20 protein-coding genes are annotated in these 23,475 nt (G+C 36.7%); 13 read left to right on the top strand and 7 right to left on the bottom strand.

Going from position 1 to position 23,475, the window contains the following annotated elements:
• Positions 1–101 precede the first annotated feature (101 nt).
• The 8 genes from GKP30_RS19460 (at position 102) to GKP30_RS19425 (ending at position 9,075) form a co-directional block, all read left to right on the top strand.
• Positions 102–1,178 (top strand): M42 family metallopeptidase, encoded by a 1,077-nt coding sequence (locus GKP30_RS19460; RefSeq protein WP_216831133.1) that lies wholly within the window; start codon positions 102–104, stop codon positions 1,176–1,178.
• Between the two features lie 64 nt (positions 1,179–1,242).
• Positions 1,243–2,226, top strand: coding sequence for an MBL fold metallo-hydrolase (locus GKP30_RS19455; protein ID WP_216831132.1), 984 nt, complete (start codon positions 1,243–1,245; stop codon positions 2,224–2,226).
• A gap of 203 nt (positions 2,227–2,429) precedes the next feature.
• The gene (locus tag GKP30_RS19450) at positions 2,430–3,419 is read left to right on the top strand and encodes an ATP-binding cassette domain-containing protein (protein ID WP_216831131.1); all 990 of its coding nucleotides are present in this window, start codon (positions 2,430–2,432) and stop codon (positions 3,417–3,419) included.
• Positions 3,416–4,258, top strand: a complete 843-nt coding sequence (locus tag GKP30_RS19445) for an ABC transporter permease (RefSeq protein ID WP_216831130.1) — start codon at positions 3,416–3,418, stop codon at positions 4,256–4,258. Before GKP30_RS19450 ends, GKP30_RS19445 begins: the two co-directional genes overlap by 4 nt.
• Before the next feature lie 94 nt (positions 4,259–4,352).
• On the top strand, positions 4,353–5,348 hold the full coding sequence (locus GKP30_RS19440; RefSeq protein WP_216831129.1) for a C-terminal binding protein: 996 nt from the start codon (positions 4,353–4,355) through the stop codon (positions 5,346–5,348).
• Positions 5,349–5,359: 11 nt separating this feature from the next.
• A complete protein-coding gene (locus GKP30_RS19435) occupies positions 5,360–6,268 on the top strand; it encodes a dihydrodipicolinate synthase family protein (protein WP_216831128.1) in 909 nt (302 codons plus the stop codon).
• A 380-nt stretch (positions 6,269–6,648) separates the two neighbouring features.
• Positions 6,649–7,824 (top strand): TraB/GumN family protein, encoded by a 1,176-nt coding sequence (locus GKP30_RS19430; RefSeq protein WP_216831127.1) that lies wholly within the window; start codon positions 6,649–6,651, stop codon positions 7,822–7,824.
• A gap of 123 nt (positions 7,825–7,947) precedes the next feature.
• A complete protein-coding gene (locus tag GKP30_RS19425; RefSeq protein WP_216831126.1) occupies positions 7,948–9,075 on the top strand; it encodes a DNA adenine methylase in 1,128 nt (375 codons plus the stop codon).
• Between the two features lie 133 nt (positions 9,076–9,208).
• Here the strand turns inward: GKP30_RS19425 and GKP30_RS19420 are convergent, their stop codons facing one another.
• Positions 9,209–9,595: a hypothetical protein gene (locus GKP30_RS19420; RefSeq protein ID WP_216831125.1), complete on the bottom strand. Its 387-nt coding sequence runs from the start codon at positions 9,593–9,595 to the stop codon at positions 9,209–9,211.
• Between the two features lie 118 nt (positions 9,596–9,713).
• On the opposite strand from GKP30_RS19420, the gene GKP30_RS19415 reads away from it, so the two are divergent.
• Positions 9,714–10,628 (top strand): aminoglycoside phosphotransferase family protein, encoded by a 915-nt coding sequence (locus tag GKP30_RS19415; protein WP_216831124.1) that lies wholly within the window; start codon positions 9,714–9,716, stop codon positions 10,626–10,628.
• A gap of 75 nt (positions 10,629–10,703) precedes the next feature.
• On the opposite strand, the gene GKP30_RS19410 is transcribed toward GKP30_RS19415, so the two are convergent.
• Positions 10,704–11,768, bottom strand: coding sequence for a DmpA family aminopeptidase (locus tag GKP30_RS19410; protein ID WP_216831123.1), 1,065 nt, complete (start codon positions 11,766–11,768; stop codon positions 10,704–10,706).
• Between the two features lie 160 nt (positions 11,769–11,928).
• Between GKP30_RS19410 and GKP30_RS23815 the strand changes: the two genes are divergently transcribed.
• The gene (locus GKP30_RS23815) at positions 11,929–12,930 is read left to right on the top strand and encodes a helix-turn-helix transcriptional regulator (protein ID WP_328703186.1); all 1,002 of its coding nucleotides are present in this window, start codon (positions 11,929–11,931) and stop codon (positions 12,928–12,930) included.
• A 239-nt stretch (positions 12,931–13,169) separates the two neighbouring features.
• Here the strand turns inward: GKP30_RS23815 and GKP30_RS19400 are convergent, their stop codons facing one another.
• Positions 13,170–14,501: a short-chain fatty acid transporter gene (locus tag GKP30_RS19400; RefSeq protein WP_216831122.1), complete on the bottom strand. Its 1,332-nt coding sequence runs from the start codon at positions 14,499–14,501 to the stop codon at positions 13,170–13,172.
• A 124-nt stretch (positions 14,502–14,625) separates the two neighbouring features.
• On the bottom strand, positions 14,626–15,288 hold the full coding sequence (locus tag GKP30_RS19395) for an HNH endonuclease (protein ID WP_216831121.1): 663 nt from the start codon (positions 15,286–15,288) through the stop codon (positions 14,626–14,628).
• Between the two features lie 152 nt (positions 15,289–15,440).
• Between GKP30_RS19395 and GKP30_RS19390 the strand changes: the two genes are divergently transcribed.
• Positions 15,441–15,989 carry a P-loop NTPase family protein gene (locus GKP30_RS19390; protein WP_216831120.1) on the top strand — a complete coding sequence of 183 codons (549 nt, stop codon included), beginning with the start codon at positions 15,441–15,443 and terminating at the stop codon, positions 15,987–15,989.
• Between the two features lie 209 nt (positions 15,990–16,198).
• Here the strand turns inward: GKP30_RS19390 and GKP30_RS19380 are convergent, their stop codons facing one another.
• Positions 16,199–16,594: an SET domain-containing protein gene (locus GKP30_RS19380; protein WP_216831119.1), complete on the bottom strand. Its 396-nt coding sequence runs from the start codon at positions 16,592–16,594 to the stop codon at positions 16,199–16,201.
• Between the two features lie 1,051 nt (positions 16,595–17,645).
• Here GKP30_RS19380 and GKP30_RS19375 point away from each other — a divergent pair.
• Positions 17,646–19,472: an assimilatory sulfite reductase (NADPH) flavoprotein subunit gene (locus GKP30_RS19375; RefSeq protein WP_216831118.1), complete on the top strand. Its 1,827-nt coding sequence runs from the start codon at positions 17,646–17,648 to the stop codon at positions 19,470–19,472.
• Positions 19,473–19,499: 27 nt separating this feature from the next.
• Positions 19,500–21,221, top strand: coding sequence for an assimilatory sulfite reductase (NADPH) hemoprotein subunit (gene cysI, locus GKP30_RS19370; protein WP_216831117.1), 1,722 nt, complete (start codon positions 19,500–19,502; stop codon positions 21,219–21,221).
• A gap of 86 nt (positions 21,222–21,307) precedes the next feature.
• On the opposite strand, the gene GKP30_RS19365 is transcribed toward cysI, so the two are convergent.
• Together GKP30_RS19365 and cyoE are read right to left on the bottom strand one after the other, a co-directional pair.
• Positions 21,308–21,514: a heavy-metal-associated domain-containing protein gene (locus GKP30_RS19365; RefSeq protein ID WP_216831116.1), complete on the bottom strand. Its 207-nt coding sequence runs from the start codon at positions 21,512–21,514 to the stop codon at positions 21,308–21,310.
• A gap of 129 nt (positions 21,515–21,643) precedes the next feature.
• Positions 21,644–22,561: a heme o synthase gene (cyoE, locus tag GKP30_RS19360; protein WP_216831115.1), complete on the bottom strand. Its 918-nt coding sequence runs from the start codon at positions 22,559–22,561 to the stop codon at positions 21,644–21,646.
• Positions 22,562–23,475 lie beyond the last annotated feature (914 nt).

Below are 23,475 nucleotides of genomic sequence, written 5' to 3'. Positions count from 1 at the left end.
TATCATGTTTATTATTCTACTAGTTTAATATATATATTTCGTTTTGCGAAGTAAAAATATTTGTGAGAAAATAAAGAAAAGTTAATAGGAGGAGAATACATATGTTTAAAGAAATATTTTTTACAGAACTAAAAGAGTTAGCAACTATTCAAGGTGGCCCAGGAAATGAACATAATGTAGTGAAGCAGTTAGTCGAACGGTTGGAACCATATAGTGATAAACTTGAAGTTGATCATATGGGCAATATTTTCGCATATAAGTATGGAACCAACCCGGGTCCAACGATCATGGTATCTGCTCACTCCGATGAGATTGGTTGTGTTGTTCGTGATATTGATAATCGTGGATTTCTAAGGGTGGAACGAACAGGTGGGATGCTTGAAGCTTTAATGGTTGGCCGTAAAGTTCAAGTCAATGATCATTTTGGTGTGATCGGAGTAAAGGCTGGACATTTACAAACGCCTGAAGAGAGAAAGAAAGTCCCTTCAATCTATGAATTATATGTAGATATCGGTGCAACATCGAAACAAGAAGTGAAAGAGATGGGCATTCAAATTGGTGATCCGATCACATACATTAGTGATTTAGATCGTTTTTCAAACCAAGACTTGATTTGTGGAAAAGCTATTGATAATAGAAGTTGCTGTGTTTTGTTGCTTGAGTTATTTAAATCATTACGTCAAGATGAATTCAATGGAACGCTTGTTGGTGTAATTGCTGTTCAAGAGGAAGTTGGTTTAAGAGGTGCTAAAATAGCGACGTATAAAGTAAATCCAGATTATGCGATTGTTCTTGATACAATTCCTTGTGCAGACACTCCAGATAGTATCGGCAGTGGCTACCCAATTGGCATTGGAAAAGGTCCTGTTATTCCAGCGTTAGCAGGCGGTGGAGTAAGAGGCAATATTATGTCTAGACAAATGAAGCAGTGTATCATCAATTTTGCAGAGAAGTTAAACATTCCCTACCAGTTAGCGGTGATGTCAGGAGCAACGACAGACCTTGCTGCAGTTCATTTAGAGCGAGAAGGTATATTAGGCGGAGCCATAACGTTCGCGCGTCGATATTCACACTCTCCTGTAGAAGTAGCAGACTTAAATGATTTTGAACAAGGCTTTCTACTACTAAAGGAATTAATCAAAAATCAAGACCAATGGGGAAGTATGGAATTTATATAGTGAAGAAGAGTGCCAGGCACCTTTAATGCTGTAATTGATTAAAGGTGCCTGGCACCGGAAGGAAGTGTTGGTTATTCGTACTTATGAAAGGAATGGATATACGGTTTACCCTATTGTTGTTCCAGCAGGTTATGGTTTAGAAACTTGTAATTTTTATCTTGTTAAACATGATAGTGGGTTGACGTTAATTGATGCAGGAATGCCTGATGATAGCAGTTGGGAAGGGCTAATAAAAGCTTTAGAAAACAATAGTTTTCGCCTAGAAGACTTGACAGAAATTCTGTTCACTCATCATCATATTGATCATGTTGGATTAGTAAATCGAATTACGAAAACTCATTCTATCCCAGTTTATGCTCATTCTCTTTCGGTTCCAAGATTAAAAAGAGATAAAGAGTTCTTAAAGATGAGAGTGGAATTTTTTGAACAACTTTACCACGAGATGAACTGTGGTGAGGAAGGAAAAAAACAAATACAATATCTAAAAAAATCTATAAATAAAAATGATCATTTAAAAGTTGAACAGGAAATTACTACACTTCAAGAAGGTATGAGTCTCTTTAATTTTAAAATTAAAGAAGTACCAGGTCATGCTCCTGATCAAATTGCTTTTATCGACGAAACTAGCAAGTGGTGTTTTGCTGGTGATCATTTAATTCAGCATATCTCTAGTAATGCATTAGTTGAACCCGATCTATTAGGAAAACGTATACACTCACTTGTTGATTATAAAAACTCCTTAAAAGCATTTATAGATGTTAATGTCGATTTTGTATTCTCTGGTCATGGGGAGTTGATACAAGATCCAAAAAAACTCATTGAAATGAGACTGTCTAAAATTAAGAAAAAATCCGAGAAGGTCAAGGGTTTAATTGATAGCGGGATAACTACAGGGAGCGAACTGGCTAAGCATCTTTACCAAAGGCATTATAGTACTCAATTTGCATTAGTTATGTCAGAAGTCATTGGACACTTGGATGCTTTAGAATCAGATGGACAAATTGAAAAAACGATGAGAGCTGGGGCTTGGCATTATCGGTTAGGCTAGTTCCAAAGTCTATTAAATCAAAGATATTAACTAAAGTATGATCCTCCTTGGCAGAATTCAAGGAGGTTTTTCTGTTTGTCTCCTCTTTAAAAATGAACTGAATTTCAGTCTCACGCATGATGATATTAAATTTTTATCTGGTAAAATTTGTTTTATTACTTATAGGACCTAAATAGAATAAGGATGAGAAAGGGTGAGGTGCATTGAGTACATCGAATTATACTGAATATGCGATCGAAGCACTAGGTTTGGTCAAAACATTTGGAAAAAATCGTGCCGTAGATGGGGTCGATTTAAAAGTACCTGCTGGGACAGTGTATGGCATTTTAGGTCCAAATGGTGCTGGAAAGACAACAACGATTCGCGTGCTTGCAACATTATTAAAACCCGATGGCGGAACTGCAAGCATTTTAGGACATGACCTTGCAAGTGAAGCAAACCAAGTCCGTCAAAGAGTTAGTTTAACTGGTCAATTTGCTTCCATCGATGAAGACTTATCGGGAATGGAAAACTTGATTATGATTGCTCGACTTATGGGGTATTCAAGAAAAGAGGCAAAAGAAAGAGCAATGGAGTTGCTTCGAGCATTTGGTCTCGAAGAAGCAGCAAAACGTCAAGTGAAAAAGTATTCTGGTGGAATGCGTCGCCGTATTGACATTGCAGCAAGCATTGTCGTAACACCAGACCTGTTATTTTTAGATGAACCAACTACAGGGCTCGACCCGCGGAGCCGTAATCAAGTATGGGACATCGTACGTGTTCTTGTTGGTATGGGTACTACCATTCTCCTAACGACACAGTACTTAGATGAAGCAGATCAATTAGCTGATCGAATTGCCGTTATCGATCGTGGAAAGGTTATCGCAGAGGGGACGAGTGGGGAACTGAAAGCATCAGTAGGTTCAGGGACACTACACGTTAGACTACTTAATCCAGAAGATCGACGAAAAGCTGAGCAATTACTCACTGACATACTTGAAACTTCCATACAACTTGCTTCAGACCCAGCTGCTCTTTCAGCTCGTGTTTCAGATACAGAGCGTGTTGCGTATGCACTTGGAGAACTTTCCCGAGCAAATATTGCTATTGCTGATTTTTCTCTCGGACAGCCAAGTCTCGATGAAGTATTTCTGACTTTGACAGGCAGACCAGCAGAAGAAGACTCTAAAACAGAGGAGGTTAGTTCTTCATGAATACAACAGCAAGTAACCCTTCGAAATCCGAAGTAGATGATGCGTTACGAACAGCACTTTCGAATAAAAAGCGTCCTGAAAAAGCAAGTGGTTTAAATTCTTCACTCGTTTTTGGCTGGCGAGCCATTTTAAAAATCAAGTATGTACCAGAGCAGTTATTAGATGTAACGATGTTCCCAATAATGTTTACTCTCATGTTTACTTATTTGTTTGGAGGTGCAATTGCCGGATCGACTAGCGAGTATTTACAGTACTTATTACCAGGGATTTTAGTTCAGACGGTTGTCTTTACGTCCATTTATACAGGGACAGCATTAAATACAGATATTTCAAAAGGTATTTTTGATCGTTTTCGTTCCTTACCAATTTGGGGACCGTCTCCACTAGTTGGGGCGTTATTAGCCGATACCATTCGTTATTCGATTGCTTCATCAATCGTTATTGTGCTCGGATTAATATTAGGTTTCCGTCCAGAGGGCGGGGTGCTTGGTGTTTTACTAGGTGTACTCCTTTTACTTGTTTTTGCTTTTAGTTTATCGTGGATTTTTACGACACTAGGATTAGTAATGAGAACGCCTAATGCTGTGATGGGAGTTAGTATGGTCGTATTATTTCCGCTCACATTTGCAAGTAACGTATTTGTAGACCCTCAAACAATGCCGTCATGGCTTCAGGCATTTGTTGAAGCAAATCCGATTACATTACTTGTCACGGCTGTTCGTGGGTTAATGCAAGGTACCGCAACGTTAGAACAGATTTCTGCTGTATTCATCGCATCGGTTGTTATCGTTGCCATTTTTGCACCACTTACGATTTATTTATATAGGAATAAAAAGTAGGGATTGAAACTTAAAAACTTGTTCATAATCCTCTAATATAAACGCACACTACTAGTTAGGTGCGTTTATTTGTCTGGAAAAGGAGAGCAAAATAGTGAGTAAATTTAAGGTAGTTGTTACTGATTATGAATTTGAAACATTAGCTCCAGAAATGGAAGTGCTGAATACGGTTGCTGGAGTAGAATTCGTTCCTGTTCAATGTCGAACTGAAGAAGAGGTTATACGTGCAGCGCATGATGCAGATGGATTAATCAATCAGTATGCACCGATATCACGTAAAGTCATTGAAGCTCTAGAAAAATGTAAAGTTATTTCTCGATACGGAGTTGGAGTCAATACAATTGACTTAGAGGCAGCTACAGAAAAAGGAATTATCGTCGGTAATGTAACTGACTATTGTATGGATGAAGTATCTGATCATGCATTTGCTCTATTAATGGCATGTGTAAGAAAAGTAGTTACATTAAATTCTGCAGTGAAAAGTGGCAACTGGGACTTCAAGGTAGGTGTACCGATTTTTCGCTTGCGTGGTCGAGTACTTGGTCTTGTTGGTTTAGGGAAGATCCCACAAACATTAGCCTTGAAAGCTCAAGCGTTTGGTATTAAGGTTGTTGCGTATGATCCGTTTGTACCGAAGGATATAGCAGCATCGTTAAATGTAGAACTACTTGAACTTAACGATTTGTGTAAAGTTTCTGATTTCATTTCAGTACATGCCCCATTAATTGATAGTACCCGTGGTATGGTTAGTACAGAACAATTTAATTTGATGAAAAAAGAAGCATTTATTATTAATACGGCACGTGGACCTGTAATCGACGAAACGGCATTAATTAAAGCTCTACAGGATGAAGAAATTGCAGGTGCAGGTCTAGATGTTCTTGAGGAAGAACCTATAGAAAGTGATAATCCATTGTTACAGATGGAAAATGTCATTTTAAATCCTCACGTTGCCTGGTATTCAGAAGAAGCACAATTAGAATTAAAGAGGAAAACAGCTCAAAATGTTGCTGATGTATTAGCGGGCTATTATCCTACATACTTAGTTAATCGAGATGTTAAGAATAAAGTTAATCTACAGGAAAAGTGAAGGAGAGAAATATGAGTAGCGAGCTTCTTTTTAAAGGTGTGATCCCGCCAGTATCGAGCATTTTCACAAGTGAAGGTAAGCTTGATAAAGATGGAATGGGAAAGCTAATAGATTTTCTAATCGAGTCAGGAGTTGATGGACTATTCTTTCTAGGAACAGGCGGAGAATTTAGTCAAATGTCGGTAATAGAGCGCAAAGAGGTTGCCGAATTTTCAATAAATTACGTTGGAAAGCGCGTTCCCGTATTAATTGGCACTGGGAGTGCTAGTACACGTGAAGTAATCGAGTTAAGTCTTCATAGTAAAGAAATCGGTGCAGATGGTGTAGTAATCATTAATCCGTATTATTGGCCACTTTCAGACGAACATCTTTTCGCGCACTATGCCGAAATTGCTGAAAATGTAGATATCCCAATTCTTTTATATAACTTCCCTGGCTTGACTGGACAAGATCTTTCCCCTGATTTTGTACGTAAATTAGTGGACCATTATTCACATATCGTCGGAATTAAGGAAACAGTTGATACCGCAGGTCATATCCGAGAAATGATATTAAAAGTAAAAAGTAACCACCCACAATTTAGTGTTTTATGTGGATTTGATGACCATCTGTTTAACACCTTAGCATTAGGTGGAGATGGAGTAATTTCTGCAAGCGGCAATTTTGCGCCTGAATTGACAGTTGGGATTTATCAAGCATTTCAGAACAATGATTTGAGAACAGCAATTGAACTACATCAACGCTTAGCGCATATACCGTTAATGTACAAGTTAGATTCGCCATTTGTAAATGTTATAAAAGAGGCAATACAAATGCGAGGGCAAACAATCTCAACGTATGTATTACCACCTGCTAGGTCGTTAAGTGAGCAGAAAAAGCAAGAACTTAAAAGCATTTTACAAAAGGCTGGGTTAGTATAAAATCAGTTAGTTGTAAACAATGGATTTAATTTCATTTGCAGAGGTAAAATCGCATGAGTCTTTTGGGACGCATGCGATTTTTTGATTTTACATGCTGGCGAGTAATGAGAGATGCATTCCTATTAGAAAGAAACTAGGGAGCTACCCTTCAAATCCCTAGTAAACAAGCACGAATAATATGTGTCAAACGGTTTCAATCAACCTTGCCAATGAAACATAACTAATAATCGATATATATCAAAGTAAACGATTTTATCCTATATTTAACAAGTAATTATTGTAGTTAATTTATTTATTTGCCATAATGGATATTGTATAAACTAGTAGCTCTATTTAGCTGATGTTACTGTGTAAAAAGAACACTAGAAGGTAGGTAGTATATGTCGGAGCAAAATATCACAAGAATTAACCTTGATGGTAAGGAATTAATACTGATAGGAACAGCGCATGTATCAAAAAAAAGTGCGGAACAAGTTAAAGAAGTGATTGAAGCGGAGCGACCTGACTCGGTATGTGTTGAATTGGATGAACAACGTTATCAATCGATTATGGATAGTGATAAATGGAAAGATATGAACATCTTTAAAGTCATAAAGGAAAAGAAAGCAACACTTCTTCTAATGAATCTTGTTATTTCATCCTTCCAGAAACGGATGGCGAAGCAATTCGGGATTAAGCCAGGACAAGAAATGATCCAAGGCATTGAGTCTGCCAAAGAAGTAGATGCTGATCTCGTCTTAGCTGACCGTAATATTCAAATCACTTTTGCTCGAATTTGGCATAATATTGGTTTCTGGGGAAAAGCAAAGCTTCTTATGGAGATATTCGGAAGTATCTTTAACAAAGAAGAAATCTCTGAAGCAGACTTAGAAAAAATGAAGGAACAGGATATGCTTGACTCTATGCTTCATGAATTTACGGTTGCCTTTCCGAAGCTTAAGGAACCATTAATTGATGAGCGTGATCAGTACTTAGCGCAAAAAATTAAAGAAGCTCCTGGGAATAAGGTAGTTGCGGTTTTAGGTGCAGCACATGTTCCAGGAATAAAAAAAGAAATACATAAAGATAATGATCTCGCGTTGATATCAAAACGACCTCCAAAATCAAAAGTACCGATGATTATTGCTTGGATAGTTCCGATAATCATCCTTAGTATTATCGGATACACTTTCTTAATGAACCCATCAGTTGGGGTTGATCTTACGCTAAGTTGGATATTATGGAATGGATCGTTTGCGGCACTCGGAGCTGCAATCGCTTTTGGTCACCCTGTAAGTATCTTGACTGCTTTTATTGTAGCACCGTTAAGCTCCTTAAATCCTTTACTTGCTGCAGGTTGGTTTGCTGGTTTTGTGGAAGCCTATTTACGAAAACCAAAAGTTGGAGATTTTGAAAACTTGTCTGAAGATGTTTTTACTGTCAAAGGTTTCTGGAGTAATATGGTAACCCGAATATTGCTAGTTGTTGTCTTGACAAACTTAGGAAGTGCTCTAGGGACGTTTATCGGAGGAGCCGACGTTATCCGAATGTTTATACAAAACATTCTAGGCGCATAGATTGATTGTACATAAAAATAATTTTAATGTTTGAAGTGCAAAGGCAACTGCCTTCGTTTGACAAGTAGCATCTGAAGCAGGTGCTACTTGTTTTTCCGATAAATAGAGCAGGAGATGTTGAAATTGGTAAAGCCGTTTGTAAAGTGGCCAGGAGGCAAAACTACAGAATTAAAAATAATACATCAATATATGCCACAAACGATTAATCATTATATTGAACCCTTTTTAGGTGGCGGTGCATGTTTTCTATCTATTAAAAAGGAACGTTATGCTCGCGCTTTTGTAAATGATTTTTCGACCGAACTTATTTCTCTATATGCATTTATTAAAGATAAGAATGAATTGTTCTATCAATATTTGCATGAGATGTGGAAAATATGGAGCTTCTTTGGTGAATTGACTGATGAATACTATGAAACACTTCGTCACTTTTATCAGCAATTCAAAAATGAGAAAATAAGTATAGAAGAAGTAAAACTAATAATTTATACATTTATTGAGGATAGACGAGAAGATATAAGGACTGGTGTACATAAAAATCTAGATCTCAACTTCGAAAGGTTATTAGAGGAATTAAACCGTTCAATTTATTCTAAGTTTACAAACATTAAAAATAATGAGTTGAAAAAAGGCAATATGCCCGAAGAAGACTACCGAAAAAACTTTGAAGCTAGTATTCGAGCTAGTTTATATACGTATTTTCGGTATTTGTATAATGAGAGAGTTAAATATAAACTCAAAAAGGAAATGCACATTGCGTTATTTTTCTATTTACGTGAGTTTTGTTATTCCTCCATGTTTCGATACAATAAAAACGGTCATTTTAATGTGCCATATGGTGGGGTCACATACAATAGAAAAGCTTTGCATCATAAAATAGAGTATTTATGGAATACAGAACTCCACGATATTTTAAAAAATACAGAGATTTATAATTTAGACTTCGAAACATTCCTACAAGAGGTTCCGGTAGGAGAGAATGATTTTATCTTTTTAGATCCTCCCTATGATAGTGACTTTTCAACGTATGCAAACCACTCATTTGTAAGTAATGACCAGGTGCGTCTAGCAAACTTCTTATTAAATCATTGTAAGTCTCGCTTTATGCTAGTTGTTAAAAATACAGATTTTATTTTCGACCTTTATAATCAACCTGGTGTACAAATTATCGGCTTTAATAAAGAATACAGTGTTAGTTTTATGGATCGTAATGAGCGAAAGGTTGAGCATATTTTAATAAAAAACTATTAAAAGAGCATAAAGTACATTAAGAGAATAAACCAACCACTGATTTATTCTCTTTTTATAGGGTCTGTTAAAATATAGTATTTACCTTAAAGGTAATTTTACACGATGAGTCCTAAATCCGCGTATAGAAGTATACTCAGTAATTTGAGTTGTAATAGTCAGGAAATGAGCCAGAACCTTGTCCGAAAGGGTACCCATGGTGCCAGTGATATTCATGGTGTTTTATTGGCGATTGACTTTTGTTTTGTTTTTTTACTAATTGCTTGACCTTTAATTGATTGCCATACTGACCGTCTACGTAGCTATGATTTCCTTCTGGTTGATAATGTTCGATGTGGCCATGGTTTACGTTTGGATAAATGGATCCAACGTTCCCGTAATTAGGGTAAAAATAAGGGTGATATCCAAAATGACCTTGATACATATTAGGGTGTGCCCAAATATGACTTTGTCTATTAGAAAACCCAGATCTCACATCATTTGGTATAAATCCGTACATACCTTGAAATGAAGCTGTATTCAATCCAATTCACCTCCTTCAAGATATAGCTATTTTATTTATGTTTAACAAAAAAGAGCTTATCCTTTTACAAATTAGGCGGACGAACATCACAAAATGGTATAGAAAAGAGCTGATGGTGATGGAGTTACAATTACAATTTGTTCAAAATGTAAAACATTGTTTTAATGAGTTGGGGAAGAAATGGTTAGACGAATTGCCTAATATCATCAAATACTGTGAAGAAAAGTGGTCATTACAAATACAGAAACCGTATACTCTTTCAATCAATTATGCTGCACCTGCTAAGTTACTGAATGGGAAAGAGGTTGTCGTAAAGCTCTGTTTACCAGGGGACGAATTTTTAGGTGAGCTTGAGGCACTACAATTACTTCAAAAGCGAGGTATAGTAAGGTTAATTGATGCGGACACAGAGCGTGGAGTTATGGTATTGGAGAAAATTACTCCAGGTCATGCATTGGCAGATATGAATGAGGATGAAGACGCCTGTTTAATAGCTGCTCGTGTGTTCCGTACACTAATTACGCGAGTGCCAACAATCACAAAAATTTCTACGACTAAAGATAGGGAAAAAAAGTTAAGAGAAATCTTCAGTGAACATCGTAATGGTATCGGCCCAATTACAAAAGATACACTGGAAAAGGCACTGAAATTGTTTCATTACTTAAATAAAACAACGAAAGAGAGTTGGCTTCTTCATGGTGACTTTCATCCATACAATATCCTCTTATGTAAGGACGGCTCCTGGAAGGCTATTGATCCAAAGGGTCTAATTGGTGAAGCAGAATATGATCTCATTCAATATCTGTTAAATAAGCTGCCTGAAGAAGGAGCTTACGACGTCATGAGAAAAAGAGTTGATATTTTTACTCATGAACTACAATTAGATAAAAAAAGACTTTTACTTTGGGGGTATTGTCATGCTGTTTTGGCCACTTCTTGGACAGTAGATGGAGATAATTACAGTCGATCTTTTTATCAGGGGATCATGATTTTTGAAAAACTATATGAGGAGAGTTTTGGAATAAAAAAATAAGTGTGAATGGTAATTCAAGGAAAAAAGGCACCGCAGTTTAGGTCTTAGGTGCCAATGAAATTGGTATTAGTGAGGTTATGTGAGTTGAATTCCATATTCCTCTAAAACAGAACTTAATATGGGTCTCTCATTGCCATCATGACCTACAACATGAGTGGCAGTAATTAACGAATTCAGGATTGCTTCTTCAGTCGCTTCGCCAACCGCTCGGAAAGCTAAGTCAATCTCTTCTTCATGTATTATAGAAATTGAAAGACATTGAGCTGGTTTTTCGTGAGGGATTTTAGCTGCGGTAGAAAATCCAATCGCAATATCCCCACTTCCATTTGTAATAATAGATCCTGTTCTAGCTAGACCTGTTACAGTTCGTTTAATTATACGGTTTAACTGTCTTTCAGATACAGGCAAATCTGTTGCAACAATAAATATGATTGAACCTTTGTCCCGATCTTCGTAGTTACGCGTCATCGCCTCGTCTATGTTTTTTCCAATCGGCATTCCAGCTATAGTTAAATCATTTAGTTTTCCAAAGTTAGATAAAACTAAAACACCTATTGTATAAGTTCCATGATTTAGATGTATTACCCTTGAAGCACTACCGATTCCACCCTTCAATGAATAACAAACCATTCCAGTTCCTGCGCCGACAGTTCCCTCTTTGAATTCTGTAGCTGTATTTTCTAAAGCTTGAAGAACGTGGTCTTTTGTAATGGCCCTCGCTCGAATGTCATTTAAGATCATATCATTACATTCACCGACTAAAGGATTAACTGTTCCAGTTGTTCGTCCGACTTCGGGATTTTGGTTAAGCATGTATTCAATTAGTGCATCTGCAGCTGTTCCTACACTTAAAGTATTTGTTAAAATAAGAGGTGTTTCTAATGTGCCTAATTCATTCATTTGGATCGAACCCATCGTTTTACCGAAGCCATTGATCACATGGGTCGAGGCAATTAATTTTTCTTTAAAAAGATTTCCTTGATGGGGGAGTAAAGCAGTCACACCAGTTTGCATTTCTCCATCACTCAATGTATGATGACCAACAGTAACACCGTCTACATCGGTAATCGCGTTATATTTCCCTGTTTCTAATTGTCCAATTTTCACTCCATAATCTCTTATTCTTTTTTGCCCAAGCATGTCCTACCACCCTTTCATCCTTCAAGCTTTATTTTCGCAAACAGCTTCACGACAATCAAGGAAGTTGTTCCACTTCAAAAGTTAATAGATGAATTTAGTTAAGTTAGTGTTCAATGATGAAATACAATTAAAGGAGTTAAAGGGAAAATGAGGTGAGATAGTGGGTGAAGTGAAAACGGGACTACGATTACTTTTATTAAAACAAATTTTTCTTGAACATACAGATGACCACCATCAATTATCCATAAAGGATTTAGTAGGAAAGTTAAAAATGCAGCTTGGTCCTAACGAAAATGTTGAACAAAAAGCGGTGAAAAGATATATTAAAACCTTACAAGCAACAGGTTTTGAAATTATTGAAAATGTTGAGAAGTACGGTGAGATTTATTACAGTCATCAGGACAGACTATTCGAAAACTACCAGCTAAGACTCTTAATTGATCCGATACTTTCGGCAAGGTTTATAACCGAAGACGAAAAGAAGCACCTCGTTAATAACTTAAAAAAATTGACAAGTAAATATAAGGCAAAATCACTACCTGATCCAATCGTATATCATCAATCAATCAACAGTAATTACCAGTTAATAAAGTTACATATTGATATTATTCATACTGCTATTTATGAACAGAAAATGATTAACTTTCAATACGGTGACTTTGATTTCAATAAGAAATTTCAATTAAGGCATGGGGGTGCTATTTATCAAATTGAACCTCATGCATTGATTTGGGAGTCTAATTTTTATTATCTTATTGGTGAAGATATTAAATATGATGAGAAGGGAAACCCGAGAAACTATCGCCTTGATCGAATGAGGAATGTAACTATTACCGATGAACGCTTTGTGAAAAAAACGCGGGATCTTAGTATGTACGTACAAAACTCGTTTCATATGTTTGGCGGTCAAGATGAATGGGTAATGCTTGAATTCAAATTAGACCAAAGCGTACTAAATGGTGTGATCGATAAGTTTGGCATTCAAGCAAATATAAGACTTACAGATAGGGAGACTTTTATACTTAAAGCAAAAGCGAAAATAAGTGACGGATTAAAAGGGTGGATTTTGACGTGGGGAAGTAAAGTTAAAGTTCTATCACCAGCTGTTTTAGTGGAAGAGATAGAGATGGAAATTGAGAATATGATTAAAAATTATAGTTAAGGTGGCAGCATTTTTTTGCAGCCACCTTTTTTAACATGGACATATTATTTTATTAACAGGATTTAGCTGGTGTTTTTACTTTTTTCCAGCTAGAGTAGCCTCCGCGTAAATGAATTACTTTTATAATATCATCTACTCGTTGCAATTGCCGCTCTATGAATGACACGAGTAAGTGTAAAAATTTGACTCCGAACGTTGTTAACAACAACCGCTTTGTAGCGTGGAGAACTTCTCCTGACCTAATATAAAACGAAAATTAACACAGTTACTAATAATCCCACCCAGATCGATAAGAGGATACAATAGCCCATGATGTTACGAATGTGGAGTCCTACAACACTTAAGATTGGGAGGGCCCAGAATGGTTGTATTAAATTAGTCCATGCGTCTCCCCACCCGACAGCCATTGCAGTTTTTGCTGGATCTACTCCAAGTTCAAGGGCTGCTGGGATTTGGAGAGGGCCTTGTAACGCCCATTGACCGCCGCCAGATGGTGCTAATATATTTACAAACCCCGCTACCCAGAAGGAAAATACGTTAAATGTTTCACTTGATGCAATCGAAGACATACCGCCGATGATCCATTCCCCTAATCCCGAGCTTCCAAGGAGGGCGATGATCCCCGCATAAAAAGGAAATTGCAGGATAATAGGAGAAATCGACGAGGCAGCTTTTTTAAACGCACTTGCGAAATTTCCTAAAGAACGATGGAACAAGAGACCAGCGGCGAAAAACAAAAGATTAATTACATTTAAATCAAGGTCGCCTCCCTTTACAAAGTAAGAAGTGACATATAGGAGACCAATCGCACCAGTTATAATCCCGAAGAAAGGTGTAGATTCTAACTTTTTTGCTGGAGATAGGTTAGTGTTAGTAGTTATAGGGTCGGGAGAAACATCGACTTGTTTAGAAGTTTTTGGGTTGAATGGAATGATCTCTGACTTGTTTTTTGGAGCCATTAGCACAATGAAGATAGGCATTGTTATAAGCAATGCAAGGAAGATTGTAATAGTGGATGTGTGAAAAATGGTTTCTGATGTTGGTATGACGCCCATTACATCAGCTAAAAAATGACCTTCTGTAGCAACGGTGAGTCCGATTGAGCTAGAGAGACCAGCTGTGTAAAGGACTGTTGGTGCATATGCAGATGCAACGAGTAGCGGGAAGTGAGCTTCTTGATTGCGTCTACCGATTTCTCTTGCTAAGATAGCACCAACAACAACTGCTAAACCCCAGTTAATATAATATGCAAACGAGGCAATTAAAAAGACGAGTACATACGGTTTCTTCGCCCCGTTAGAAAAGGTAGCGATTTTTTCTAATCCTTTGTTAATAAAGGGAACTGAGGCAAGAACCATTCCTGTCATTAACAATAAAACCATTTGCATTGTAAATGCTAAATAAGTCCAAAACCCTTGTCCCCATGATTCAACAAGCGCCATTGGTGTTGAAAAGTTCATTAACCATCCGACGAAAAAAACAAGTAAAGTCATTAATACAGCGATTACAAATGCATCTGGCAAATACCTTTCTACAAGCCGTGAAAACCTGTTTGCAATATTAGCCAACATCCTATAACCCCCTCTTATAGATAAGATCTACACTAATAAATCATATACATGAGTTATAGAATTGATGTATCTAATATTTAAACAGTATAGGGAGTGCAGGAAAAATAGTTAGAAGTAGACTTGTCTACTCCTTTTCTGTATCGTAATAATAAGCGCCACTTGGATATTGCTCATTTGGCTTAATATATTTTATATTCAGTGAATATTTCTTTCGAATATCCCGTAATGTCCGTGTCCAATCTCGTATATTACTTATAATTTGCAATTTTTCAGGTTCGAGTATTTTATTAGGGGTCAGTTCAATATATACTTTTAATTTCTGATAACCACTAGGTTGTGAGAGGACAACTTTCATTTTTTCATTATCTTCATCGGAAAATAAATTTTTCTTCCCAAGGTTACACTGCTCACATAACGTCCAAAGGTTGTCGAGAGTAGATTTTCCTCCCATATCAACAGGTGTTTTATGGTCTATATGTAGCTTAACACCGTCTTTTATTCCTCTGCCACAGCGTTGGCAGGTTGAAAGGTCCCTTTGTAATACGGCATATCGTAGCTTATCATTAATAGGTTCCCTTTTAGTGTCGGTTGCTGTTTGTGTTAAAGAATTTAATCGATAACCATCTTTTAATGTTTCAATATCCCAACCGTCGTCTTTTCTAAGAGAGCGGATCGTACGTTGCCAATCATGAACACCAGCTACATTACTTAGCTCTTTTCGACATAAGTCTTTTCCTACGTTTTTCTTAAAATGTTCTAACAGTCTCGACTTTCCGCTACTTCGCATAATCATTAGCTCCTTTCCGTTAATAAGACTACTTAAATTATACTTGATATGTGATCGTACATGAAATGTTACTTGAGTCTTGAAGACCTTTAGTGCATAGACAATTAGAAGGTTTAATCATTGTTTTTTTAAAGTAAGGAGGATTTTTAAAAATGAGACGTATTATGATTTTAGGGGTTTCTGCTGGTGTTGGAAAGTCTACTTTTGCTCAAAGGTTAGGTAGGATATTAAATATAGAAGTATTTCATTTGGATAAACTGTACTGGAAGCGAAATTGGGTTGAGTCAACAGTCGAAGAGTTTGCAGCACATCAACAAAAGATAGTAGAGAAAGAAAAATGGATCATTGAGGGTAACTATAGTAATACATACGACATTCGTGCCAAGTATGCAGACACGATCATTTATTTAGAACTTCCGTTAATTGTATGCATATCCCGTGTCTTTAAAAGGTTGCTACTAAATATAGGTAAGACTAGACCTGACATGGCACCAGGTTGTAAAGAAAAAATAGATTACGAGTTTTTAAAATTTATATGTACCACTTATCATTCGCGAAAGAAAAAAATGAATGATCGTCTCGAGCAATTTCATCAATCAGGTATACAAAAAAATATCATTATCCTAAAGAGTAAAAAAGATATTCAGACATACATAGATAATTTAAGCACCTTAAAACGGTCAGAACAAAGCATAAAATGACAGGTTTATGTCTATACAAGAGTGCTATGACTAGGATCTAAGTATGGGTTGGTTGAAGCTTTACAGAAGGCAATTAACTATATGGAAGAACATTTACTAGATGATATTTCAGTGGAAGATTTTGCAAAACAAGCGAATGTATCCGCCTTTCATTTTCAACAATAAAATAATGGGCGCTTCCTTCAATAAAGGAAAGCGCCTAATATCATTTAATCGTTTTCTTTACCATCATCTTTATTAAACCAAAGTGGTTCATTATCATCAACTTCACCATTATAGTTGATAAATATTTCTTCACCTTTTTTTATATCCTTATACGCATAGTAATCAAAAGTGTGGTTGTCAAAATTAATTTCATAGGTTGCATTTGGCTCATACGAATGGTTAAAAAGCATGCCATATCCTAAGACTATTGCCGTATGGTTAATACCATATTCATATACATAATCTCCGAGTATTGTTTGATCCAAAAATTCATGTTGTTCATTAGGAACAGGAACAACTGGCGCTTCATGGAAAAGCTGGCCTTTTGCTATGTCTTGAGTGGCGAAAACACCTCGGTTGAATTCACCTTCACTTATTGTAGAGTTCTTTACCTCAATCATGTTAGTCACCTTCACAATCTACGTTATTTATCTTTTTCTCTTATCTGACTGTACCATTGTATATTAGATACGACAATTGAAAAGTATTAAAAATACTATTTGCTGTTTATGCAGTAAGCGATGTTATTAAACAAGATCCAATATTCGAAAAGCATAAATATCATAATCTGTCCTTGGATTAAAAAGCTTAAAAATTTTTCTTGGGCTTGGTGATGGTATTTTAGGACCGCATATGTATTTGCCTCTGGCAGCGGGAATGATTTTGTATCAATCTTGAGGAGACTACCTTCAAGCAATTCTCTTCTGACAGTTGACGAAGGGAGATAGGAAACTCCAAGTCCTTCACGATAAAACGTTTTGTGATATGGATTTGCGAAACTTTCATCATCTGAACTGCAGGGTAAAATAATTTTACCGTCTTACATAAGTTGTACAATAGCCAGGATGATTATGAGTTAATAAGTAATTTGCTGATAATATTTCTTCTTCATCAAGTGTATACGCAGACTCTGCGTATCTACCATCGTGTTGTGTAACTAATAACCTTAACTTTGTATAGTAAGGTGCTTTTAAGATCAGGGTGAAAGCTTTCTAAGTATGAAAGTCCAATATCTACAACACCATCGAGAACCGCTTTTTCGATGTCTATTAATTCAATAATTTCAATGTACAAGGGGAGAGATGGGCCAGTGTTAGTTTGGCTGTGTAGCCTTGCGTAAACGTTTGCAGGTCGTTTATTCCATCCTCGTAAAGCATTTTCTTGGTTATTTCAGGCCACCTTTTCAACCTTTCAGTTCCTGAAAGGCTCATCGTGTGAAATTAACTAATATCAACAATTTCCTCTAACAAATATTTAGTATAAATAATATTTATTATCCTCTGATGATTCGACCTGAAATGGCAACATAATCTATCAAAAATAAACGAATCCTATTTCAATAATTAGTAATTTAAATTATAAAAATAATTAAAACCAATTTGACTTATAGGAATAATGTAGTACGATAAAATTATTCATTTATTAGTTTTATATTTTGTGAGGTGGATTTTGTTGCAATTACAAGTCATGAACAGTCCGTTTAATGAGGAGCAGGCAGAACTCCTTAATCGCCTTCTGCCAACGTTAACAGAATCACAAAAAGTATGGTTGTGTGGTTATTTAGCAGCGACTCAGTCTGTTACTACAGCTCCAGGAGTAGTAGCAACACAACCAACAGAAGTAACAGCCCCGACTCCAGCTAAGGCAATTTCTAAAGATGTAACCGTTCTTTATGGTTCGCAAACAGGAAACGCTCAAAGACTTGCTGACAGTACGGGTAAAACTCTTGAAAAACAAGGATTTAAGGTAACTGTTTCTTCGATGAGTGATTTTAAGCCTAATCAATTCAAAAAGGTAGAAAATTTACTAATTGTTGTAAGTACACACGGAGAAGGTGAACCACCAGATAACGCAATTTCTTTCCATGAGTTTCTCCATGGTAGACGCGCCCCGAAGCTTGATGGTTTAAGATTTTCTGTATTGTCGCTTGGAGACAGCTCATATGAATTCTTCTGTCAAACAGGAAAAGAGTTTGATCAAAGGTTAGAGGAGTTAGGTGGTACAAGACTTTATGCACGTGTGGACTGTGACCTAGACTTCGACGAGCCAGCAGCCGAGTGGGTTAAAGGAGTAATTGGTGGCCTAAGTGAAGCGCAGGAAGGAACAGCTGCAGAACCTGTTGGAAATTCTGCACAAGAAGCGGCTACAACAATTTATAATCGTACAACTCCGTTTCAAGCGGAAGTACTAGAGAATTTAAATTTAAATGGTCGTGGGTCTAATAAAGAAACACGTCATCTGGAAATTTCACTAGAAGGTTCAGGCTTAACATATGAGCCAGGTGATAGTCTAGGTGTTTATCCAGAAAATGATCCTGAATTAGTTGAATTACTATTAAAAGAAATTAAGTTCGACCCGAATGAGAGTGTGACTGTAAATAAACAAGGGGCAATTAGCTCGTTTAAGGAAGCGTTAAGTACGCATTTTGAAATTACTGTTATAACAAAGCCTCTCCTAGAGCAGATTGCGAAGTTGTCAACAAACAACGAGCTTCATGAACTAGTTTTACCAGGCAGTGAAGCAAAGTTAAAGGAATATATTAAAGGCCGTGACTTATTAGATTTATTTCGCGATTATGGTCCTTGGGGAGCATCAGCACAGGAGTTTGTTTCAGTACTTAGAAAAATGCCGCCGCGCCTTTATTCAATCGCAAGTAGCTTATCGGCAAACCCTGATGAAGTTCATTTAACAATTGGAGCTGTACGATATGAAGCTCATGGACGTGAAAGAAATGGCGTATGTTCTATTTTATGTGCAGAACGTTTACAACCGGGAGATACATTACCGATCTTTATTCAAAATAACCAAAACTTTAAGTTGCCTGAAAATCCAGATACACCGATTATTATGGTTGGTCCAGGTACAGGAGTTGCTCCGTTCCGTGCCTTTATGCAAGAACGTGAAGAGATCGCAGCGGAAGGTAAGTCGTGGATGTTCTTTGGCGATCAGCATTTTGTAACAGATTTTCTCTATCAAACAGAATGGCAAAAGTGGCTAAAAGACGGTGTCCTAACGAATATGGATGTTGCGTTTTCTCGTGATACAGAAGAAAAGGTTTATGTGCAGCACCGTATGCTTGAAAATAGTAAAGAACTGTTCCAATGGCTTCAAGAAGGGGCAGTGGTTTATATTTGTGGGGATGAAAAGCATATGGCACATGACGTTCACAACACACTTCTTGATATTATCGAAAAAGAAGGTAACTTGAACCGTAATGAAGCAGAAGCTTACTTAGCAAATATGCAACAACAAAAACGATATCAACGAGATGTATATTGATTTATTGATTGAAAGGAGTTTATAAACATGGTGAATAAGACTTTGTTAAAAGCACCCGAAGGCCCGCCAAGTGATGTTGAACGTATTAAAGAAGAAAGTAATTATCTGCGCGGTACCTTGAAAGAAACAATGCTTGATCGGATTAGTGCAGGTATTTCAGATGATGATAACCGTTTGATGAAATTCCATGGAAGTTATTTACAGGATGACCGTGATCTTCGTAATGAGCGTCAAAAACAAAAATTAGAGCCTGCGTATCAATTTATGTTACGAGTGCGTACTCCTGGTGGGGTAGCTACCCCTGAACAATGGCTTGTGATGGATGATCTAGCTCAAAGATACGGGAATGGGACTTTAAAATTGACGACGCGTCAAGCGTTTCAAATGCACGGTATATTAAAATGGAATATGAAAAAAACAATCCAAGAAATCCATGCTTCTTTACTAGATACGATAGCGGCATGTGGGGATGTAAACCGTAACGTTATGTGTAACCCTAACCCTGATCAATCAGAAGTACATGAGGAAGTATTTAAGTGGTCAAAACTATTAAGTGATGACTTATTGCCACGCACGAGAGCATACCATGAGTTGTGGTTAGATGAAGAAATGGTAGCAGGGACTCCAGATGTTGAAGAAGCTGAACCGATGTACGGACCACTTTACTTACCGAGGAAGTTCAAGATTGGTATTGCAGTTCCACCGTCAAATGATGTTGATATTTTCTCGCAGGACCTTGGTTATATTGCCATTGTAGAAGACGATAAACTAATTGGATTTAACATTGTAATTGGCGGCGGTATGGGGATGAGTCATGGAGATAAAGAAACGTATCCTCAAGTTGCAAAGGTCATTGGCTTCTGTAAACCAGAGCAAATTTATGACGTTGCTGAAAAAATCATCATGATCCAACGTGACTATGGAAACCGTTCTGAACGAAAGAATGCTCGTTTCAAATATACAGTTGACCGACTGGGTTTAGATACGGTCGTAGCTGAACTTGAAGCTCGTCTAGGCTGGAGCCTCGAAGAAGCAAAGCCATACCACTTCGACCACAATGGTGATCGTTACGGCTGGGTTAAAGGTGCAAAAGGTAGATGGCATTTTACGTTATTCGTTGAAGGTGGGCGCATCACAGATCTCGAAGATTATAAATTAATGACAGGTTTACGCGAAATTGCGAAAATCCACACAGGAGATTTTCGTTTAACGGCTAACCAAAACTTAGTAATTGCGAATGTAACGAGCCAGAAAAAGAAGAAAATAACTGACTTAATTGAACAATTTGGTTTAACTGATGGAAAACAGTATTCAGCTATCCGCCGAAGTTCATTAGCCTGTGTAGCTTTTCCAACATGTGGTCTAGCGATGGCTGAAGCTGAGCGTTATTTGCCAGTACTAATAGATAAAATCGATCAAATCGTAGATGAAAGCGGGCTACATGATAAAGAAATTACAATCCGTATGACAGGCTGTCCAAACGGTTGTGCACGTCATGCGCTCGCAGAAATCGGCTTTATAGGTAAAGCTCCAGGTAAATATAATATGTATCTCGGTGCAGCATTTGATGGAAGTCGCCTAAGTAAAATGTACCGTGAAAACATCGGTGAAGAAGAAATTTTAAATGAGCTTCGTGTCTTATTGCCACGCTATGCAAAGGAGCGGCAAGAAGGAGAGCACTTTGGTGACTTTGTCATCCGTGCTGGTATTATTAAAGAAACAACTGACGGTACAAATTTTCATGATTGATCATAATAAAACATAAAAGAAGAGGCAGGGTACAGTTTAATCTGGATCCTGTCTCTTCTTTTGAAACATTTGGCAACTCGTAGCAGTTAGATAATGATATAACCAGCTTCCTCAATGGCAGCGACTAGTTTTGAAACTTCAGTTTTCGTTTCATCAAATTCAATATTTACTGTCTTATCTTTTAATTTTGCTCTGGCGTGACTGACACCATCGATAGATCTTAGTGCTGCCTCAATCGTTTCAAGGCAGTTTCCACAACTCATTTTCTCGACTTGAAGTGTTGTATGGTTCATTTTGTATAGTCCACCTTACTTTTTATACCTAGTATGTATTGATACTCAATAAAGTATAAATGGACTTGATGAAATTAATAAAAAAAGAAGCCTCTCTAAATAAATATGAGAGGCTTCATTACGTTGTTTTTATAACTTAAATAAAATACCAATTACTGAATAGATAATAACAGTAGAAAATAGTACTGTCATATGAATGAGCGAGAAGATAAATAAAGATTTTGCCCATTTCCCTGGATCCATTTTTTTATAACCGTAGATACTTAGGATGAGCCATATTACACCTAAAAGAAGTGCGACTAACATAAGGCCGAGGCTAAGTGATCCTAAAAGAAAGCTCGTTGCAATTAAAATGACCAAGTAAACATTCGTCTGTATATACGTTCTTCTAATCCCTTTTACTACTGGTAGCATCGGTACTTTAGCAGCTTTATACTCTTCGTGTTTACGGATAGCGATGGCATAGAAATGGGGCATTTGCCAAATCACTGCTATTACAAATAGACCTAAAATAGCTGGGTGTGTAATGTCTGGGTGTATAGCTGCCCAACCAATTAGAGGTGGCATTGCTCCAGAGATACTTCCAATTTCAGTATTATAGATTGTCCTTCTCTTACTCCACATCGTATATGGCACGACATAAAAAAACAATCCTAGAAACCCTAGGAGTGCAGCTAATTGAGTAGCTAGAGCAAGAATAATGACTCCAGAGATAGACATTGAAATAGCTAGCCATAGCACTGTAGTAACTTTAATTTCACCGGTTACAGTTGGCCTGTTTTTAGTTCTTTCCATAATGGAGTCGATATCACGATCATATAAATTGTTGAATGCACCAGCAGCACCCATTACAAGAATAGAGCCAACTAAAGCAAAGATAATTTCAGGTATTTTATCAAAAAGACTATATTGATAGGTGTATAAAGCCAATGTTAATCCAGCAAACATCGTAACTAAGTTTGATTTAATAATCCCAGTTTTTACCGTTAGAGCTAGGTTGTTTGACAGGCTCTGTTTCGGAGTGGTTATGTTTTGTTCCCCTTGCATTATTTCCCTCTTCCCTTTTACTAGATGATCTCATACGATCGCATTCGAAATGTGAATGGAGAATGAAAGAGATTTCAACTAAATAATAACACATTTCGACACTAGTAGGAATTTATATACTATATGGAATAATAGTGATTTCTGTCGGAATTGTCAAGAGTTGTCGAGAGGTGAAGAAAACTGTAAGTTTATAATACGTAGGGAATATCTAAATGAGATGAGGACTGAAAAATGAACTTTATTTAGAAAAGTATGCACCAATGCTTTAACTAGACAATTAACCATTCAAATCAAAGACTTATTTCCTTAATGCAGGGAATACAACTGATCCTTCTTTCCTTTATATATGTAAAATTTACTGAATATGTTTAATTTATTTTAACTCAAACCAACCAAAAGAAGAGGTAGAAGATATTAACGAACAGAAAAACACCTAATCTTAAAATAGTACATCCAGTAGATGAAATAATATTCACTTCTCCTGAATCTGAAAACATAATAACGTAATTAGAGTGAGTTTTAAATAGTGGCATTCATGTTAAAAGTATTTAGGAAAAGGCGGTAGTATTATGTATTATTTTTAAACAAAGATCAGCAACTATATTGAGATATATTATTGAAGTAATAATAAACATCTAAAAATGTATAAAAAAAATTCCCAAAAAGTATTGTTCATTAAATTTAATTATGATATATTATTTCTTGTCGCTTATGAACGACTGCTTTCTTTTTTACATGTAATAATAGTTTCAGCAGCATCAAAAAAGATGTTGCATAGAGTTAGAGTTCATGTTAAATTGTTGATTGTCGCTTCAAAAGAAGTGAACAGGTAAAAAGGTTTACCAAAAATTAGTTGTTGATCAAAAGTTGCTAGCGTGGTAAGATATAATTCCTGTCGCTAACAACGACATAAA

It is taken from the genome of Alkalihalobacterium elongatum (assembly GCF_019024285.1).
Lineage (GTDB): Bacteria > Bacillota > Bacilli > Bacillales > Bacillaceae_F > Alkalihalobacterium > Alkalihalobacterium elongatum.
Note: the sequence above shows the minus strand (reverse complement) of the source record. Positions and strands in the feature narration are given on the sequence as shown.

Excerpts from the sequence above, each read along its gene's own strand:
- GKP30_RS19460 (WP_216831133.1), top strand. The coding sequence starts at position 102 with ATGTTTAAAGAAATATTTTTTACAGAACTAAAAGAGTTAGCAACTATT.
- GKP30_RS19445 (WP_216831130.1), top strand. The coding sequence starts at position 3,416 with ATGAATACAACAGCAAGTAACCCTTCGAAATCCGAAGTAGATGATGCG.
- GKP30_RS19435 (WP_216831128.1), top strand. The coding sequence starts at position 5,360 with ATGAGTAGCGAGCTTCTTTTTAAAGGTGTGATCCCGCCAGTATCGAGC.
- GKP30_RS19430 (WP_216831127.1), top strand. The coding sequence starts at position 6,649 with ATGTCGGAGCAAAATATCACAAGAATTAACCTTGATGGTAAGGAATTA.
- GKP30_RS19415 (WP_216831124.1), top strand. The coding sequence starts at position 9,714 with ATGGAGTTACAATTACAATTTGTTCAAAATGTAAAACATTGTTTTAAT.
- GKP30_RS19410 (WP_216831123.1), bottom strand. The coding sequence starts at position 11,768 with ATGCTTGGGCAAAAAAGAATAAGAGATTATGGAGTGAAAATTGGACAA.
- GKP30_RS19400 (WP_216831122.1), bottom strand. The coding sequence starts at position 14,501 with ATGTTGGCTAATATTGCAAACAGGTTTTCACGGCTTGTAGAAAGGTAT.
- GKP30_RS19395 (WP_216831121.1), bottom strand. The coding sequence starts at position 15,288 with ATGCGAAGTAGCGGAAAGTCGAGACTGTTAGAACATTTTAAGAAAAAC.
- GKP30_RS19390 (WP_216831120.1), top strand. The coding sequence starts at position 15,441 with ATGAGACGTATTATGATTTTAGGGGTTTCTGCTGGTGTTGGAAAGTCT.
- GKP30_RS19380 (WP_216831119.1), bottom strand. The coding sequence starts at position 16,594 with ATGATTGAGGTAAAGAACTCTACAATAAGTGAAGGTGAATTCAACCGA.
- cysI (WP_216831117.1), top strand. The coding sequence starts at position 19,500 with ATGGTGAATAAGACTTTGTTAAAAGCACCCGAAGGCCCGCCAAGTGAT.
- GKP30_RS19365 (WP_216831116.1), bottom strand. The coding sequence starts at position 21,514 with ATGAACCATACAACACTTCAAGTCGAGAAAATGAGTTGTGGAAACTGC.
- cyoE (WP_216831115.1), bottom strand. The coding sequence starts at position 22,561 with ATGCAAGGGGAACAAAACATAACCACTCCGAAACAGAGCCTGTCAAAC.